The organism is Pseudomonas sp. VEM90 (assembly GCF_054611535.1).
In genome coordinates this window covers 40048-56965 of record NZ_JBTRAR010000005.1, presented here as the reverse complement: position 1 = coordinate 56965, position 16918 = coordinate 40048, and the positions used below count along the sequence as shown (strand labels likewise).

General features: G+C 62.7%; 12 protein-coding genes. 5 read left to right on the top strand and 7 right to left on the bottom strand.

The features are described from left to right. Positions 1 to 48: 48 nt before the first annotated feature. Entirely contained in the window at positions 49 to 1356 is a 1308-nt protein-coding gene (locus ACYCCG_RS07045) for an NAD(P)/FAD-dependent oxidoreductase (RefSeq protein WP_339443834.1), read from the bottom strand. 24 nt (positions 1357 to 1380) lie between these two features. Beyond that, complete coding sequence (locus ACYCCG_RS07040) at positions 1381 to 2745, bottom strand: glutamine synthetase family protein (protein WP_339443854.1); 1365 nt, start codon at positions 2743 to 2745, stop codon at positions 1381 to 1383. Between the two features lie 458 nt (positions 2746 to 3203). Between ACYCCG_RS07040 and hrpA the strand changes: the two genes are divergently transcribed. Beyond that, the gene (gene hrpA / locus ACYCCG_RS07035; RefSeq protein ID WP_209967506.1) at positions 3204 to 7109 is read left to right on the top strand and encodes an ATP-dependent RNA helicase HrpA; all 3906 of its coding nucleotides are present in this window, start codon (positions 3204 to 3206) and stop codon (positions 7107 to 7109) included. Between the two features lie 174 nt (positions 7110 to 7283). Further along, entirely contained in the window at positions 7284 to 8405 is a 1122-nt protein-coding gene (locus ACYCCG_RS07030; RefSeq protein WP_339534885.1) for a beta-ketoacyl-ACP synthase III, read from the top strand. Positions 8406 to 8649: 244 nt separating this feature from the next. On the opposite strand, the gene ACYCCG_RS07025 is transcribed toward ACYCCG_RS07030, so the two are convergent. Further along, positions 8650 to 9894 (bottom strand): putative porin, encoded by a 1245-nt coding sequence (locus tag ACYCCG_RS07025; protein WP_176685577.1) that lies wholly within the window; start codon positions 9892 to 9894, stop codon positions 8650 to 8652. 262 nt (positions 9895 to 10156) lie between these two features. Between ACYCCG_RS07025 and ACYCCG_RS07020 the strand changes: the two genes are divergently transcribed. After that, positions 10157 to 11284, top strand: coding sequence for a GNAT family N-acetyltransferase (locus ACYCCG_RS07020; protein ID WP_459669881.1), 1128 nt, complete (start codon positions 10157 to 10159; stop codon positions 11282 to 11284). Between the two features lie 124 nt (positions 11285 to 11408). On the opposite strand, the gene ACYCCG_RS07015 is transcribed toward ACYCCG_RS07020, so the two are convergent. The 4 genes from ACYCCG_RS07015 to ACYCCG_RS07000 all read right to left on the bottom strand — a co-directional run bounded on the left by ACYCCG_RS07015 (position 11409) and on the right by ACYCCG_RS07000 (position 15603). Next, positions 11409 to 13241, bottom strand: coding sequence for an ABC transporter ATP-binding protein (locus ACYCCG_RS07015; protein WP_209967503.1), 1833 nt, complete (start codon positions 13239 to 13241; stop codon positions 11409 to 11411). Positions 13242 to 13302: 61 nt separating this feature from the next. Next, positions 13303 to 13860 (bottom strand): peptidylprolyl isomerase, encoded by a 558-nt coding sequence (locus tag ACYCCG_RS07010; RefSeq protein ID WP_021783413.1) that lies wholly within the window; start codon positions 13858 to 13860, stop codon positions 13303 to 13305. Continuing rightward, on the bottom strand, positions 13854 to 14666 hold the full coding sequence (locus ACYCCG_RS07005; protein WP_209967501.1) for an alpha/beta fold hydrolase: 813 nt from the start codon (positions 14664 to 14666) through the stop codon (positions 13854 to 13856). The genes ACYCCG_RS07010 and ACYCCG_RS07005 overlap by 7 nt, the downstream gene beginning before the upstream one ends. A gap of 13 nt (positions 14667 to 14679) precedes the next feature. Continuing rightward, positions 14680 to 15603, bottom strand: coding sequence for a LysR family transcriptional regulator (locus ACYCCG_RS07000; protein ID WP_003254610.1), 924 nt, complete (start codon positions 15601 to 15603; stop codon positions 14680 to 14682). Positions 15604 to 15651: 48 nt separating this feature from the next. Between ACYCCG_RS07000 and ACYCCG_RS06995 the strand changes: the two genes are divergently transcribed. Both ACYCCG_RS06995 and ACYCCG_RS06990 read left to right on the top strand, forming a co-directional pair. Beyond that, on the top strand, positions 15652 to 15966 hold the full coding sequence (locus ACYCCG_RS06995) for a 3-phosphoglycerate kinase (protein ID WP_459669876.1): 315 nt from the start codon (positions 15652 to 15654) through the stop codon (positions 15964 to 15966). A 108-nt stretch (positions 15967 to 16074) separates the two neighbouring features. Continuing rightward, entirely contained in the window at positions 16075 to 16674 is a 600-nt protein-coding gene (locus ACYCCG_RS06990) for an FMN-dependent NADH-azoreductase (protein ID WP_339443838.1), read from the top strand. The last annotated feature ends 244 nt before the right edge of the window (positions 16675 to 16918 follow it).

Sequence of the window (16918 nt, the reverse complement as noted above, 5' to 3'; positions counted from 1 at the left end):
GCAGGGCCGGCCCTTTCGCGGGTAAACCCGCTCCTACATCCGCGCAACTCAGCGCAGCTTCTCGAGCATCTGGTAGTACCACATCCCCGCCGCCAGCAGCGGGTTCCCCAGCAAGTCCCCCATCGGCACCCGCACATGCTTGCACTGGGCGAAGGTGTCGAACTTCTCCAGCGTTCCGGTCAACGCTTCGGCCATGATCTCACCCATGATGTGGCTGGTGGCGATGCCGTGCCCTGAGTAACCCTGGCAGTACCACACGTTGTCCGACAGCTTGCCCAACTGCGGAATGCGGTTGACCACGATGCCCATGGCGCAGCTCCACTGGAATTCGATCGGCACCCCCTTCAATGCCGGGAAGGTGCGTTCGATGCAGGGGCGCAATTCGCCTTCGATGTCGCGTGAATCCTTGCCGGAGTAGTTGGCGCCGCCGCCGAACAGCAGGCGTTTGTCGGCTGTCAGGCGATAGTAGTCGAGGACGAAGCGGCAGTCGTACACCGCCAGGTCCTGTGGGTTGATCTGCTCGGCCAGCTCACCCAGGGGCGCGGTGGTGACGATACCGCCCATGGCCGGGAAGATCTTGCCCTTGAGCTGGCGCTTTTCCAGCTTGTGATACACATCACCGGCCAACATCACCTGGCGTGCTTCCACCCGGCCGTGGGCGGTAACCACCGCCGGGCGCGGGCCGTGGACGATGTCCAGCACTTCCGAATTTTCGAATATCAGTGCACCCAGGCCATGCGCGGCACGGGCTTCGCCCAGGCACAGGTTGAGTGGGTGCAGGTGCAGGTTGCGCATGTTCTTCAGCGCGCCCAGATAAAGCGGGCTTTGCAGATGCTCCGCCACTGCAGAGCGGTCGAGCAGTTGCACCTGCTCGCCCATGCCACGGCGTCGTGCTTCGGCCTCGAACGCACGCAGCTCGTTCATGTGCGAAGGCTTCATGGCTGCATGCAGGTGGCCACGCTTGAGGTCGCAATCGATGCCATAGCGCGCCACGCGTTGCTCGATCACCTGGTGCCCGCGCCAGCGCAAGTGCCAGATGAAATCGTCGACTTCGGCGCCCAGGTGGTTGCGCATCTGCGCGCGCATGGCCTCGTCGCCCGACAGGCTGCCGGTGACCTGGCCACCGTTGCGCCCGCTGGCGCCCCAGCCGATGCGGTTGGTTTCGACGATGGCGACCTTCAGGCCGCGCTCGGCCAGTTCCACCGCCGTGGCCACGCCCGTAAAGCCACCGCCGATGATCGCCACATCCACCTGCACTGTGCCCTTGAGTTGCGGGTACTCGCTGTGGTCGTTGAGGGTAGCGCTGTAATAGGACGGCGCGCGCTGCGCCGGGCCGTTGTTCAATGCTGCGTTCATGGGTGTTCCTTGTTATGTGGGGGCTCAGGCCTGGTGCAGGTACCAGCGCCAGTCCTGTTCGCTGACTTCGGCCATGAACTGGCGGTACTCGGCGCGCTTGACCTTCAGGTACACGCCAAGGAAGTCTTCGCCCAATGCTTCGCGGGCCCAATCGGAATGTTGCAGGGCGTCGAGGGCGGTCAGCCAGTCGGTGGGCAGGTGTTCGGTGGCCTGGGCATAGCCGTTGCCTTCAACGGGGGCGCCTGGGTCAAGCTGTTCGCGGATGCCCCGGTGGCTGGCAGCAAGGATCGCCGCAGCAGCCAGGTAAGGGTTGGCATCAGCGCCACAGATGCGGTGCTCCACATGCCGGCTGTTGGCCGGGCCACCTGGCACACGCAGGCTCACGGTGCGGTTGTCCACGCCCCAGGTTGGCGCCAGGGGCGCATAGCTGTTGGCCTGGAAACGGCGGTACGAGTTGGCGTTGGGGCAGAACAGCAACAGCGAGTCGCGCAGGTGACGCAGCATGCCGGCCACGGCCTGGCGCAGCAACGGGGTGCCGGCCTTGTCTTCACTGGCGAACAGGTTGTTGCCAGCGCTGTCGGCCAGGCTCAGGTGCATGTGCATGCCGGTGCCGGCCAGTTGGGCGAATGGCTTGGCCATGAAGCAAGCCTGCATGCCGTGGGCATGGGCCACACCTTTTACCAGGCGCTTGTAGCGCACCGCCTGGTCCATCGCCTGCAGCGCATCGCCATGCTCCAGGGTGATTTCTACCTGGCCGGGGGCGTACTCGGAAATGGCCGTGCGCGCCGGGATGCCTTGGGCCTTGCAGGCAGCGTACAGGTCGGCGAGGAACGGTTCGATCTGCTCCAGTTCGCGCAGGCCATAGACCTGGGTGCTGCGGGGGCGACCACCATCGTTGTCCAGCGCCGGTTGTGGGCGGCCTTGGGCATCACGCTGCTGGTCAAGCAGGTAGAACTCCAGCTCGCAGGCCATCACCGGGTGATAACCGTCAGCCTTCAGCGCTTCGATGGTGCGCAGCAGCACATGGCGTGGGTCAGCGATGCTGGCCGGCAGCCCCTCGCTGGGGTGCATGCTCACCTGCACTGCGGCAGTTGGCACCCGGCGCCAGGGCAGGCGCACCAGGCTGCCGTCAAGCGGGTAGGCACGGCAGTCGATATCACCGACGTCCCACACCAGGCCGGAGTTTTCCACGTCGTCGCCATTGAGGGTCAGGCCCAGGATGGTGCTGGGCAGTGGCCGGCCGGTCTGGTACACGGCCAGCAGTTCCTCGCGGTGCAACAGCTTGCCGCGTGGCACGCCGTTGGCGTCGAGGATGAACAGTTCGAACAGCTCGATATCGGGGTTGTCGGCCAGAAAACGGGTAGCCTGCTCTACAGGGGCAAAGTGCATGATCAATTCGCTCATAGACGCGCAGGGCCACCGCGCAAGCAGGCGGCCCGGTTGAGTCAAACGGCCAGAAGGTGGCCGGGTTTGGTCACAATGGCGTGAGCGAGGTGTCCGGTGGGCGCGCGTGACGGCAGTGCCACAAGGCCCAGAAGGCGAGGATGATGTGGACCAGCGGATTTTCCCCGGCACGCCTCCGGGCCTTCGGCAGCGAAGGGCGGGACGACGGTGGGGCGATGGGCTGGGCGGGAGTCATGCCTTTGATACTCACATGCGGCGTAAGGTTGATTAAAGCAGTGAATGGCAACCTTTACATCGCACTTGGCTAAACATTCGTGTTGAAAGCATCACGGTCAAAGTGGGAGCGTGCAGGCAGCAGAGAATCCGCAAATCTGCGACAATCGCCCGACTTTCCGAATGCCGATCATGAAAAAGCAGGCTCACCTGCATCACTAAAAAGCCCCATGACTGACCACGCCATCGACAAACTGCTGCAAAACCTCGACCACGCCATGATTGCCGACCGCCATCGCCTGCGCCGGCAACTGCACGAACTGCGCAAGCGCCCCGACGAGGCGAAGCTGGCGCAGTGGGTGGAGAAGGTCCAGGCCTCCTGCGCTCAGGTCACCGCGCGTCAGCAGAGCGTGCCGACCGTACGCTACGACGACAACCTGCCCATCGCCGCCAAGCGTGACGAAATCAAGAAGGCCCTGGCCGAAAACCAGGTGTTGGTGATTGCCGGCGAAACCGGCTCTGGCAAGACGACCCAGTTGCCGAAGATCTGCCTTGAGCTTGGCCGTGGCAGCCATGGGTTGATCGCCCATACCCAGCCACGCAGGATCGCAGCGCGTAGCGTGGCAGCGCGGGTCGCCGAAGAGCTGGGCACGCCCTTGGGCGCGCTGGTCGGCTACCAGGTGCGTTTCGAAGACCAGAGCGATTCCAACACCTTGGTCAAGCTGATGACCGACGGCATCCTCCTGGCCGAAACCCAGCACGACCGCTTCCTTGAACGCTACGACACGATCATCGTCGACGAAGCGCACGAGCGCAGCCTGAACATCGACTTCCTGCTCGGCTACCTGAAAACGTTGCTGCATCGCCGACCGGACCTGAAGCTGATCATTACCTCGGCCACCATCGACCTGGAGCGCTTTTCCAGGCACTTCGACGGCGCACCGATCATCGAGGTGTCCGGGCGCACCTTCCCGGTGGACACCTGGTACCGCCCGCTGACCAGCGAACAGGACGAAGAGGGCAACCAGATCGAGGACGACCTCACCGTCGATCAGGCCATCCTTGCCACCCTCGATGAGCTGGCGCAGCACGAACGCAGCGAAGGCAAGGGCCCCGGCGATGTGCTGATCTTCCTGCCGGGCGAGCGGGAAATCCGTGATGCCGCCGAGATTCTGCGCAAGGCGCAACTGCGCCATACCGAGATTTTGCCGCTGTACGCGCGCCTGTCACCGGCCGAGCAGCAGCGTATCTTCCAACCGCACACCGGGCGCCGCGTGGTGCTGGCCACCAACGTCGCCGAAACCTCGCTGACTGTGCCGGGCATCCGCTATGTGATTGACACCGGTACTGCGCGCATCAGCCGCTACAGCTACCGCGCCAAGGTCCAGCGCCTGCCGATCGAGGCAGTGTCACAGGCCAGTGCCAACCAGCGTAAAGGCCGTTGCGGCCGGGTCGAGCCTGGCATTTGCGTGCGTCTCTACAGCGAAGAGGACTTCAACAGCCGGCCAGCGTTTACCGACCCGGAGATTCTGCGCACCAACCTGGCGGCGGTGATCCTGCAGATGTTGCACCTGCGCCTGGGTGCAATCGATGCCTTCCCGTTCATCGAGCCGCCAGATGGCAAAGCCATCAGCGACGGCTTCAACCTGTTGCAGGAGCTTTCGGCGGTCAACCGCGAGAACCAGCTGACGCCAATTGGCCGCCAGTTGGCGCGCTTGCCGATCGACCCTCGGCTGGGCCGCATGCTGCTTGAAGGCGCACGCCTGGGCAGCCTGCAGGAAGTGCTGATCGTCACCAGCGCGCTGTCGGTGCAGGACCCGCGTGAACGCCCTCCAGAACGCCAGCAGGCCGCCGATCAGGCGCACGCACAGTGGAAGGACGTGGACTCGGACTTCGCTGCGCTGGTCAACCTGTGGCGTGGCTTCGAGGAACAACGCCAGGCGCTGACCGCCAACCCGCTGCGCAACTGGTGTCGCAAGCAGTTCCTGAACTACCTGCGCCTACGCGAGTGGCGTGATGCTCATCGTCAGTTGGCGCTGATTTGCCGCGACCTGCAACTGACGGTGAACAAGGAACCGACCGATTACCAGAAGCTGCACAAGGCGATCCTCAGCGGGCTGCTCAGCCAGATCGGCCAGAAAACCGAAGAGGGCGACTACCAGGGCGCCCGCCAGCGGCGCTTCTGGGTGCATCCGTCGTCGGGCCTGGGGCGCAAGCGCCCGCAGTGGGTCATGGCTGCCGAGCTGGTCGAAACCACCAAGCTGTATGCGCGCATGGTGGCCAAGATCGAGCCGGACTGGATCGAGCCGCTGGCCGGCCACCTGATCAAGAAAAACCATTTCGAGCCGCACTGGGAGAAGAAGCGCGGGCAGGTGGTGGCCTACGAGCAGATCACCCTCTACGGCCTGATCCTGGTCGGCCGCCGGCCAGTGCACTACGGCCCGATCGACCCGGCGACCTCGCGCGAGCTGTTTATCCGCGAAGGCCTGGTGGGTGGCGAAATCCAGTCGCGGGCCAAGTGCCTGACGGCCAACAAGCGCCTGCTTGAAGAGCTGGACGAGCTGGAAGCCAAGGCTCGCCGGCGTGACATTCTGGCTGACGAAGAAACGCTGTACGCTTTTTACGAAGCGCGCCTGCCGGCAGAAATCCACCAGACGGCGACCTTCGACAGTTGGTACCGCATGGGCAGCCAAAAGGACGCCAACCTGCTGATCATGCGCGAGGAGGACGTGCTGGCCCGCGAGGCCAGCGAAGTGACCGCCGCACAGTACCCCGACAGTATGCAGGTGGGCGATTTGCGTCTGCCGCTGAGCTACCACTTCGAGCCCGGCCACCCCCGCGATGGTGTGACGGTGCGGGTGCCGGCGCCGCTGTTGCCGAGCCTGCCGGGCGAGCGCCTGGAGTGGCTGGTGCCAGGTCTGCTGGAGGCCAAGTGCGTGGCGCTGGTGCGCAACCTGCCCAAGGCCCTGCGCAAGAACTTCGTCCCGGTGCCAGACTTCGTCAAGGCTTCGCTGGCGCGCATGACCTTCGGCCAAGGGGCGCTACCGCAGGCCCTGGGCCAGGAGTTGTTGCGCATGACCGGGGCACGTGTGTCGGATGAGGCCTGGGACGAGTCGGTCAACCAGGTCGAAGGCCACCTGCGCATGAACATCGAAGTGGTCGATGGTCAGGGCAAGTTCCTTGGCGAAGGCCGTGACCTGGCAGAACTGACCGCGCGCTTTGCTGCCGCCAGCCAGGCTGCCTTGGCCGTGCCGCGTGACGCCAAGGGTGAGCAGCCGGTGCAGGCCAAGGCCTTCAGCGAAGTGAAGCAGACCGCCCAGCAGAAGATCGCCGGCCTGTCGATGACCGTGTACCCGGCACTGGTGGAAGACAACGGCACCGTGCGTGAAGGGCGCTTCTCGACCCAGGCCGAAGCCGAGTTTCAGCACCGCCGCGCATTGCAACGGCTATTGCTGCAGCAGTTGGCCGAGCCGGCCAAGTTCCTGCGCGGCAAGCTGCCGGGGCTGACCGAGCTGGGCCTGCTGTACCGTGAAATGGGGCGAGTAGAGGCGCTGGTCGAAGACATTCTGCTGGCTAGCCTGGACAGTTGCATCCTCGAAGGCGAACAACCGTTGCCACGTGATGGCGCGGCCTTGGCCGGGCTGGCTGAACGCAAGCGCGGCAGCTGGGCCGAGCATGCCGAGCGCCTGGCCAGGCAGACCCTGGAAGTGCTGAAGCTGTGGCATGGGCTGCAGAAGCGCTTCAAGGGCAAGATCGACCTGAGCCAAGCGGTGGCACTGAACGATATCAAACAGCAGCTAGGCAACCTGGTGTACCCGGGCTTTGTGCGCGAAACGCCTGGGGTGTGGTTCAAGGAGTTGCCGCGTTACCTCAAGGCGGTTGAATTGCGCCTCGAGAAACTTGGCTCGCAAGTACAGAAGGACCGGGTGTGGAGCGGCGAGCTGGCCAATTTGTGGACGCAGTACAAGGCCCGTGCCGACAAGCATGCCCAGGAAGGCAAGCGCGATGAGCAACTGACCGTGTACCGCTGGTGGCTGGAAGAGTATCGAGTGTCGCTGTTTGCCCAGCAGTTGGGGACCAAGGTGCCGATTTCTGACAAGCGATTGAGCAAACAATGGAGTCAGGTGGAAGGCTAACCTTCATTATTTGTGGCAAACTTTGGGGCGTTTGGGGCCGCTTTGCGGCCCTTGGCGGGTAAGCCCGCCCTGCGGGGGTAAATGTACGCCCCTGAATTGGCACTAAAGTGCCATTAACCTGTCATATTCCCAGCCAGCGCCTTGTGGCGATGGCCTTTGACCAGAGGAACGACCGTGCATAACGTCGTGATCAGCGGCACCGGCCTGTACACCCCGGCCCAGAGCATTTCCAACGAAGAGCTGGTGGCTTCCTTCAACGCCTGGTCGCAGCAGTTCAACCAGGACAACGCTGCCGCCATCGAGCGCGGAGAGGTCGAAGCGGCGCCGCTCTCCGACGCGGCGTTTATCGAAAAGGCCTCGGGCATCAAGAGCCGTTTTGTCATGGACAAGGCCGGTATCCTAGACCCGCAGCGCATGAAGCCGCGCCTGCCCGAGCGCAGCAACGATGAACCGTCGGTGCTCTGTGAAATGGCCGTGGCCGCTGCCCGTCAGGCCCTGCAGCGCGCTGGCCGAACGGCGGCCGATGTCGACGGGGTGATCGTCGCCTGCTCCAATTTGCAGCGCCCGTACCCGGCCATCGCCATCGAAGTGCAACAGGCACTGGGTATCCAGGGTTTTGCCTTCGACATGAACGTGGCCTGCTCGTCGGCCACCTTCGGCATCCAGACCGCCGCCAACAGCGTAGCGCTGGGCCAGGCGCGGGCAGTGCTGATGGTCAACCCCGAAGTGTGCACTGGCCACCTCAACTTCCGTGACCGCGACAGCCATTTCATATTTGGCGATGCTGCCACCGCCGTGTTGCTGGAGCGTGCCGACCAGGCCACTTCGGCGCACCAGTTCGACGTCGTCAGCAGCAAGCTCTGGACTGAGTTCTCCAACAACATCCGCAACAACTTCGGCTTCCTCAACCGTGCGGCGGAAGAGGGCGAAGGCGCTGCGGACAAGCTGTTCATCCAGGAAGGCCGCAAGGTGTTCCGCGAGGTGTGCCCGAAGGTGGCCGAGCTGATCGGTGAGCACCTGCAGGAGAACGGGCTGCAACCGGGCGACGTGAAGCGCTTCTGGCTGCACCAGGCCAACCTCAGCATGAACCAGCTGATCGTCAAGAAACTGTTGGGGCGTGAGGTGGCCGAGGAAGAGGCACCGGTGATTCTGGACCGTTACGCCAATACCAGCTCGGCGGGGTCGGTGATTGCCTTCCACCTGTATCAGGATGACCTGGCCAAGGGCTCGTTGGGCGTGTTGAGCTCGTTTGGTGCGGGGTATTCGATTGGTAGCGTGATTCTGCGCAAGCGCTGATTGAGCAGAAGCCTGTTCCGGCCCTTTCGCGGGTAAACCCGCTCCTACGACGGGCCGTGCCGGACCGCCCATGCGTGTACACCACCGACCGTTGTAGGAGCGGGTTCACCCGCGAATACGGTAGCGCCGGCACCGGTGAACGCCCGGTAGAAAGTGGCCGATGCATTTCTGGCAGGCAAAAAAGCGGGAAACGCCGGATGGGGTCGGCATTTCCCGCTTCAGGTGAAGCAGAGCAGGGTGTCGCTTAGAACTTGGCTTCCAGATCAACCTGCAGGGTGTCTACGTCAGCATTGCTGTTCGGCAGCTGCGACAGGTCGGTCTTGGCCATCAGATAGGCAGCACCCAGGGAGAAGTTCTTGTCGATCTCGTAACCGACCTTGAACTTGTGACCACGCGAACCGGTGAAGCCGTTGCCGAAGTCCGAATCGGTGAACAGGCTGACCACCGCGTTACGCTGCACATCGCGGTAGTTGTAGTCCAGGCTCCAGGCGCCCATTTTGGTTTTCAAGCCAGCCAGCCAGGCCTGATCTTCGCCATCGGTGCTCTCGGTATTCTTCACGTACTGGCCATAGGCCGACAACGGAATGGCCAAGCCGGTGAAATCGATCTGGCCAAAGCCTTCCACCAGATTGAACTCGTTGGTGGTGTTGCCGAACGACTGCAGGATGGCTGCTTCCTTGTCGTTGTCGTAACCATAGATGCTGGCACCCACGGTGAGCTTGAGCACGTCGGCCGGCGCGAACTTGGCGCCCAGCTGTCCGTGGTAGACCTGCGCATCGTGCTTGTACTGGACGCCGTCACCATCGACGTTATCCTTCAGGGTGTACTGACCGGCGCTGGCAAAGACCTCGGCCCCACCCAGGTCAGCCTTGTAAGTGGCAGCCACACCTTCCGGGTTGATGTCGCCATCCCAGATGATGTCGCCCATGCTCACCCAAGGCTGTGGCATCTTGCCGCCAATCAGGTGCAGGTTAGGGACTGCAGTCGGGTGCCAGTCGAGGTAGGCCAGGTCGACCCACAGCGACTTCTTGTCGAAGTAGTTATCGAGGCTTTGGTTGGTCGAGCGCCGGTCGGCGCTGCTGCCAGTGGCTATACGAACCCCTGCGTCGACCTGCGGGTTGATCTCGCTGTAGAAGCCGACACGGGCACGCACGCGCTGGCGGTCCTGGTTGCCGCTGCTGCTGTTCGGGTCGTCGACGTTGACGTCTTCGTAACGCAGGCGTACGTCACCTTTGATCTGGGTCTTGGCGGCCCATGCCACTTTTTGTTCAAAGGAGCTCATACGTTCGGACTGAGCTTTCTGGTCGGCCTTTTCCTTGGTTTCTTTTGCCAGGTCGCCCTGCAGTTCGTTGTACTGCGCCTGGTTGATCGAGCCATTGGCGCGGAGCATTTCGAGCAGCTTGGCGTCGACAGCAGCACTGGCCGGGGCACTCAGGGCCAGCATCATGCCGGTGAGGCTTACTCCGGTAAGTGTGGAAACAAGACGCATAAGGTTCTCCCTACTGAAAAAAATGGGGGAGGCTCGAGCGCCTGCCCCTGCATTGGCATGTCTTCGGAAAGGGCCTGAGTAGACAGGTTCTGTGGATCCGGAAAACAGGCGCAAGTATTGCGGGGGCCAATGACAGATTAATGTCTGATTAGTGGCACTGTTGTTAAGTAATTGAGAATGAAGGGATCAACCCGTCGATCGTCATTTGAGCGGCGGGCCTTCCTTGGGGATACTGACGGTCTTCAGACAGCGAGCCGAAAACGTGACCAGCCTGTACAGCCTTGCCCATCTGCGTGATCTTCCGACGGCCACCTGGGATGCCCTTGTGCCAGCCGGTCAACCCTTCCTGCGCCATGCTTTTCTCAGTGCAATGGAGGACAGCGGCAGCGTGGCGCGCAACACCGGCTGGGCCAGCGAGCACCTGGTGCTGGAGCGTGACGGGCAGGTGCGGGCGCTGTTGCCCGCGTACCGCAAGTGGCACTCGTTTGGCGAGTATGTGTTCGATCATGGTTGGGCCGATGCTTGTCAGCGGGCCGGTATCGCCTACTATCCAAAACTGCTTGGCGCTGTACCGTTCAGTCCGGTCAGTGGCCCGCGTTTGCTGGCTGCTGACCCAGCCGACGGCTTGCTGGTGCTGCAGGCGCTACCGGAATACCTGGGTAAGGGTGGGTTGTCAGGGGCGCACATCAACTTCACCGACCCGCAGCTGGATGCGCAGATGGCTGGCTTGCCGGGCTGGATGGAACGGTTGGGTTGCCAGTTCCATTGGCGCAATCACGGTTACCGCGACTTTCAGGACTTTCTCGACAGCCTCAGCTCGCGCAAGCGCAAGCAGATGCGCAAGGAGCGCGAGCAGGTGGCGGGGCAAGGCATCGATTTTCGCTGGTATCGGGGCGACGAACTGGATGAAGCACAGTGGGACTTCGTCTTCCTGTGTTACGCCAACACCTATGCGGTACGCCGTCGGGCGCCTTACCTGACCCGCGAGTTTTTCAGCCTGCTGGCCGAACGCATGCCCGAAGCGTTGCGCGTGGTGATGGCCCGCCAGGGTGGGCGAGATGTGGCGATGGCCTTGAGCCTCGTGGGCGGTGATAGCCTGTTTGGCCGCTACTGGGGCTGCCTGGATGAGTTTGACCGGCTGCATTTCGAGACGTGTTTCTACCAGGGCATGGACTTTGCCATTGCCGAAGGGCTGCAGCGGTTTGATGCCGGGGCGCAGGGTGAGCACAAGTTGATTCGCGGTTTCGAGCCGGTGTTGACGCGGTCGTGGCATTACCTGCTGCACCCGGGGTTGCGGCGGGCGGTGGAGGACTTTCTGCTCCAGGAACGGGAAGGGGTCAAGGGGTATGCCGAGGAGGCGCGGGGGATGTTGCCCTACCGCCGGGACTGAGCGTTTTGTGTTGCCTGTGCCGGCCTTTTCGCGGGCTTGCCCGCTCCCACAGGTATTGCACAGTTCTGATGGCCTGTGGTGATCCTGTGGGAGCGGGCGAGCCCGCGAAGAGGCCGCACAGGTGTCAATCGACCCCGACAAAGCCTCCGGTCTGGTGGTGCCACAATCGGGCATACAGCCCTTGCTGCTCCAGCAACTCACTGTGGCTGCCACTCTCGGCAATTCGCCCCTTGTCCAGCACCACCAGCCGGTCCATCCGGGCAATGGTCGACAGCCGGTGGGCGATGGCAATCACCGTTTTGCCCTGCATAAGCGTCTCCAGGCTTTCCTGGATCGCCGCTTCCACTTCCGAATCCAGCGCTGAAGTGGCTTCGTCCATGATCAGGATCGGCGCATTCTTCAACAGTACCCGGGCAATGGCGATACGCTGACGCTGACCGCCCGACAACTTGACCCCGCGCTCCCCCACATGGGCATCGAAGCCGGTACGCCCCTGGGCGTCCGACAGTTGCGGGATGAACTCGTCGGCGCGGGCACGGCGCACGGCTTCTATCAACTCCGCCTCGCTGGCGTCTGGGCGACCATACAGCAAGTTGTCGCGGATCGAACGGTGCAGCAGCGAGGTGTCCTGGGTGATCATGCCGATCTGCGCACGCAAGCTGGCCTGGCTGACCTCGGCAATGTCCTGGCCGTCGATCAGGATGCGCCCACCCTGCACGTCGTACAGGCGCAACAGCAGGTTGACCAGGGTCGACTTGCCTGCCCCGGATGGGCCGATCAAGCCAATTTTCTCACCAGGGCGGATGTCCAGGTTGAGCCCTTCGATGACATTGGCAGCCTTGCCGTAATGGAAGTCGACGTCATCAAAACGCACCGCGCCGCGGCTGACCTTCAGTGCCGGCGCATTGGGCGGGTCGGTGACGGTGACCGGCTGGGCGATGGTCTGCAGGCCGTCCTGCACCATGCCGATGTTCTCGAAAATGCCGTTGACCACCCACATGATCCAGCCTGACATGTTGACGATGCGGATCACCAGGCCAGTGGCCAGGGCGATGGCGCCAACGGTGATCAGCGACTGGCTCCAGAGCCACAGGGCAAGGCCGGTGGTAGTGACCACCAGCAGGCCATTGAGCGTGGTGATGACCACGTCCATGCTGGTGACCACCCGTGAGGCCAGCTGGGTTTTTTCGGTTTGTTCGCGGATTGCTTCGCGAGCGTATTGCTGTTCGTAGTCGGTGTGGGCGAACAGCTTGAGGGTGGCGATGTTGGTGTAGCCATCGACGATACGCCCCATGAGCTTGGAGCGGGCGTCGGAAGAAATCACCGAGCGTTCCTTCACCCTCGGCACGAAGTAGCAGAGCGCGGCGATGTAGCCGATGATCCACAACAGCAGCGGCAGCATCAGGCGCCAGTCGGCCTCGGCAAACAACACCAGCGACGTAATGGCGTAGATCAGTACATGCCATAGCGCGTCCACGGCCTGTACGGCGGAGTCGCGCAGCGAGTTGCCGGTCTGCATGATGCGTTGGGCAATGCGCCCGGCAAAGTCGCTCTGGAAGAAGTTCAGGCTCTGCTTGAGCACGTAGGTATGGTTCTGCCAGCGGATCAGGCTGGTCATGCCAGGGTTGATGGTCTGGTGCACCAGCAGGTCATGCAGGCCGAAGAACACTGGCCGCAGCAGCAGGATCACCACCAGCATCCAGATCAGCTCGCCGCTGTGCTCGCTGAAGAAGTTGGCATTGGGCGTACCCTGGGCCAGGTCGATGATGCGGCTGAGGTAGCTGAACATCGCCACCTCGATCAGCGAGGCGAACAGGCCAACCACCAGCAGCGCGAGAAAAGCAGGCCATACCTGGCGCAGGTAGTACAGATAGAACGGCCACACCGTGCTCGGTGGGGCTTCGCTCGGTGCCGCGCGGAAAATATCGATCAGTCTTTCGAAACGACGGTACAGCATGGTCGACAACACTCCTGTTCGTCCGACCCTCAGGCGGTTTCACATCCTTGTGAAGCTGCAGTCAGTCGATACGTTTGGCGGACTTGATATAGACCGGATCGGCCGGTACGTCGCGCATGCCTTTTTTGATGGTGGTGGGCGAGTTGACGATCTGGTCGACCACTTCCATGCCCTTGGTCACTTTGCCGAACACGGCGTAACCGGCGTCGCGGCCCGGGTTGAGGAAGTCGTTGTCGGCGACGTTGATGAAGAACTGGCTGGTGGCTGAATTCGGGTTGGACGTGCGCGCCATCGACAGTGTGCCGCGGGTGTTCTGCAGGCCGTTGCTGGCCTCGTTCTTGATCGGGTCGTTGGTGTTCTTCTGCACCATCTGGTCAGTGAAACCGCCGCCCTGGACCATGAACCCCGGGATCACGCGGTGGAAGATGGTGTTGTTGTAGAAGCCGCTGTCGACGTACTCCAGGAAGTTCTTGGTACTGATCGGTGCCTTCTCGGCGTTCAGCTCGATTTCGACCTGGCCGAAGCTGGTGTCCAGCATGACGTGCGGGGTCTTGTCGGAAGCCATGACACTGGTGGCGAAGGCAACCGAGCAGGCGGTGAGCAGGAGTTTTTTCAGCATGGGCTCAAAGATCCTTGAGAGGTGGAAGCGGCTGCGAGGAACTGCAGCAGGGTCTGGTTGAAGACCTCGGGTTGATCGAGGGGTGTAGCGTGCCGGGAATCGTCGACGACGACCAGCCTGGCGTTGGGTATTAGGGCGACGTAGCGCTCTTTGAGTTGTATCGGCGTGTAATCGTGGTCGGCGGCGATCACCAGAGTAGGGCAGCGAATCTGCCCGATGCGTTCCTGCACGCCCCAGTCGACGATAGCGTCGAAGCTCTTGAGGTAGGCGCGTTTGTCGTTGCGCGCCCAGCGCTGGGCCATCTTCTGCCGCAGGTCTGCTTGTTGTGGTTTGGGGAACAGTCGCTCGGCCAGCCCCTTGCCGACGGTTTCGACACTGAGGACGCGCGCCAGGCTCCAGCGCTTGAACCACCATAGCCAGTCACTGCGGGTGCGGCGCTTGACCTCGGGGGCGCTGTTGACGATGCACAGGCTGCGCAACCATTGCGGGTGGTCGGCGGCAAACTGGAAGCCGACCATGCCGCCCATGGACAGGCCGACGAAGTGCACCGGGCCTGTGTGCAAGTGTTCGAGCAGGGCAAGCAGGTCGGCACTGAAGGTGGCGATCTGGTAACCGTCAGCGGGTTTGTCGGAGCGACCGTGGCCGCGGATGTCCATGAGGATCACCCGATAGTGGCGGCTGAGCACTGGCACCTGCAACTCCCAGTCCTGGCAGCTGGAGCCCAGCCCGTGCAGCAATACCAGGGGTTCGCCCTGGCCATATTCCTCGTAATGCAGTGTGCATCCTTCGTGTTCGAAATAGGCCATGGGCGCGGTCCTCTCAGGCTTGCGGGGGGGCTGCGAAGGGCACGTCCAGTGGCGCGGTGTCAAAATTGCGCAGCAGGTCGATGAGAATCTGCGTGGCCGGGCCCAGGGTCTTCTCTTTGCTCGAGTAAAGGTAGAACAGTGGGTGGCGGCTGCCACCCTGATCCAGTGGCAAGGGCTTGAGCACGCCTTCGCGCAGTTCACGCTCGATCATGTGACGGGGCAGCCAGGCAAAGCCCAGGCCGCTGCTGACGAAGGTGGCGGCGGTGCCCAGGCTGCCGACGGTCCAGCGCTGCTCGGCGCCCAGCCAGCCTACGTCACGCGGTTGGGCGCGGCCGGAATCGCGGATCACCACCTGCAGCTGGCTTTCCAGGTCCTGGAAGGTCAGTTCACGGCCCAGGCGGTGCAGGCTGTGCTCGGGGTGGGCGACGGCGATGAACTCCACTGCGCTCAATTCGGCACCCAGGTAGCCGCCGATGCTGTAGCTGCTGATGGCCAGGTCGGCGATGCCTTCGTGCATCACTTCCTCCACGCCAGACAGTACCTCTTCACGCAGGCGCACCCGGCAGCCGCGGCTTTGCGGCATGAACGCAGCCAGCGCGCGCACCAGGCGGGCACTGGGGTAGGCGGCATCGACCACCAGGCGCACCTCGGCTTCCCAGCCTTGTTCCATGTGATGGGCCAGGTCTTCGAGCTGGCTGGCCTGTTTGACCAGGTGGCGCGAGCGGCGCAGCAGCACATTGCCGGCTTCGGTCAGCACCGCCTTGCGGCCATCGATGCGCAACAGCGGCACGCCCAGTTGCTCCTGCATGCGGGCCACGGTGTAGCTGACCGATGACTGCGAGCGGTGCAAGGCCTCGGCGGCCTGGGCAAACCCGCCGTGATCGACCACTGCTTGCAGGGTTCGCCACTGGTCAAGGGTTACGCGTGGCGCTTTCATCTTTCGCTCCTGTTGTCCTAAGCTGCGCTCTTTCAAGGAGAACGGCCCATGAAGAAATGTTGTGCGGCAATACTGATGTGCCTGCCCCTCGGGGCCATGGCTTATCCCATCGATGTAGAGAAGGAGCTGACCGGGGTCAAGCTCGACTACACCGCCTATGACACGGCCTATGACATTGGCGCCATCACCCTCAACAACTATGGGCAGGTCCCGGCGGCGTGCAAGGTGACCTTTCGCAATGGGCCGGAGGCACCGCGGGTGCGCCGGGTGAACGTACCGGCGGGTAAAAGCGTCGATGTCACCGCCAAATTCAATCGACAAATCATCAAACTGCGCATCGCCTTGAACTGCAGTGCGAAATAAACTGATTAATCGATAGATTGGGCCCACTTTTTACGCTTTTTTATCGATAGGTCAAGCCTTAATCTCACCTCCATCGAATCGCTCCCTTTTTGCCGATGGAGGCACCCCATGTCCCGCGTACTGATCATCGAAAGCAGCGCCCGCCAGCAGGATTCCGTTTCCCGTCAGCTGACCAAGGATTTCATCCAGCAATGGCAGGCCGCTCACCCAGTCGATCAGATCAGCGTGCGTGACCTGGCTGTAAACCCGGTGCCGCACCTGGACGCCAACCTGCTGGGTGGCTGGATGAAGCCCGAAGAACAGCGCACCGCCGCCGAACTGGAGGCCCTGGCCCGTTCCAACGAGCTGACGGATGAATTGCTGGCTGCCGACGTGCTGGTGATGGCGGCGCCCATGTACAACTTCACCATCCCCAGCACTCTCAAGGCCTGGCTGGACCACGTGCTGCGTGCGGGTATCACCTTCAAGTACACCCCGACCGGCCCGCAAGGCCTGCTGACCGGCAAGCGCGCCATCGTCCTGACTGCCCGCGGCGGCATCCATGCTGGTGCCAGCAGTGACCACCAGGAACCGTACCTGCGCCAGGTGATGGCGTTCATCGGCATCCACGATGTCGACTTCATCCATGCCGAAGGCCTGAACATGAGCGGCGAGTTCCACGAGAAGGGCGTCAGCCAGGCCAAGGCCAAGCTGGCGGCGGTGGCCTGAGGCTTCACGAATTCCCAACCCTGACACCTGTTTTTGCTCCTTTGGGTGTACCTGCCCGGCTTGTATGGCCGGGCTTTTTTATGCCTGGGATTTTTAGGGCATCAGTGCTGGCCTCTTCGCGGGTAAACCCGCTCCTACAGGGCCTCCACACGCCGGAAGATATTGCAGGTCCCTGTGGGAGCGGGCGTGCCCGCGAAGAGGCCGGTACAGCCCCTACATTCCTCATGGTTGAACTCCTTCGCCG